Consider the following 1,332-nt stretch of genomic DNA (forward strand, 5'->3'; position numbering starts at 1 on the left):
ACCGAGCGCGAAGCCGCCCGACGCATCAACGCCGAACGACTTCTCACTGCGTAGCCGTCCAGTTACCCGACAGTCTCGTAGACAGCCGGATTGGCGTACGCGAAGTCGAGGTAGGCGCCCGCCATCACCGCCCACGCCCGTTTGGGGCAGGGGTTGTCGGCGTGGGCCGCAGTCAGCGCGGCGGCCAGGTCGGCGAAGCCGTGCACCGCGACGGCGGCCAGCAGCGCCTCCTGGTCGGCGAAGTGCCGGTAGAGGTCGCCGACGTCCATGGTGGCCCGTTCGGCGACCCGACGGACACTCAGACCCACCCAGCCCTCGGCCTCGGCCAGCTCGCGGGCGGCGGTGACGACGAGCACGCGGCGCTCGTGTTCGGTGGCCTCCTCGGCAGGTACGGACACCGACCGAGCGTAACGAGCCGTACTGTCCGCGCCCACCTCGTGACAGATTGGTGACTGATCATCTGGCCTGCTCCGCCGTTCAGCGGCGCAGCGCCGTCGCCTGCCGCATGTGCGACAGCTTCTCGGGATTACGGACAGCGTTGAGGCCGGTGACGAGACCGTCGTCGACGCGCACCGTCAGGACGGTGTCGGGCGCCAGGATGTCGAGCAGTCCGTCGGGCCGAGCATCTCGTACGCCACGGTGAAGAGCAGGTCCCGGTGCGTGACGAACGCGTCCACGGCGGGATCCATGCGCGACTCCTGTCCTCGACGTTGGTTCACCACCACCCGACACCGGTCGACGGTCACCTGTGACACCACGGGCCTGTGCAGCACAGCACCCACCGCGGTGAGTCACAGCCACCGCGCCGGCGGTTCTCCTGGTCGACCCCAATCGGAGGGAACGTCCATGAACTTCGCGCTGTGGATCGCGGCCGGACTGCTGGCCGCAGTGGCGCTGGCCGGCGGCATCACCAAGACGTTCGTACCCCGCAAGAAGCTGGCCTCGCACCGCGGCGGCGGGTGGACCGGGGACGCCAGCGACGGCTTCGTCAAGACCCTGGGGGTGCTCGAACTCCTGGCCGCCGCCGGCCTGATCCTGCCCGCCGTGCTGGACATCGCGCCGGTCCTGGTGCCGGTAACCGCCACCTGCTGGATCCTGCTGATGGTCGGCGCGATGATCACGCACCTGCGTTACCAGGAGGCGAGGTTCGTCGCGGTGAACGCCGTGTACCTCGCCCTGGCCGCCTTCGTGGCCTGGGGCCGGCTCGACCCCGAGCCCTTCACGGGCTGACATCCACTGGATCTCCACAGCGCCTCGCTAGCCCTGCATTCCGCACGTCGGCGATCGTCAGCACCATTCCAGCGGATTGACGTCGAGCAGGTCGAGGATTTC

The 1,332-nt window shown here is 69.1% G+C and carries 2 protein-coding genes; one reads left to right on the plus strand and one right to left on the minus strand.

Annotation, left to right across the window (positions count from 1 at the left end; genetic code table 11):
* Positions 1–62: 62 nt before the first annotated feature.
* Positions 63–398 (minus strand): TetR/AcrR family transcriptional regulator, encoded by a 336-nt coding sequence (locus ACLQ24_RS29660; RefSeq protein ID WP_425895040.1) that lies wholly within the window; start codon positions 396–398, stop codon positions 63–65.
* Between the two features lie 448 nt (positions 399–846).
* Between ACLQ24_RS29660 and ACLQ24_RS29665 the strand changes: the two genes are divergently transcribed.
* Positions 847–1,230, plus strand: a complete 384-nt coding sequence (locus ACLQ24_RS29665; RefSeq protein WP_425895041.1) for a DoxX family protein — start codon at positions 847–849, stop codon at positions 1,228–1,230.
* Positions 1,231–1,332 lie beyond the last annotated feature (102 nt).

The organism is Micromonospora sp. DT4 (genome assembly GCF_049841675.1).
Taxonomy (GTDB): domain Bacteria; phylum Actinomycetota; class Actinomycetes; order Mycobacteriales; family Micromonosporaceae; genus Micromonospora.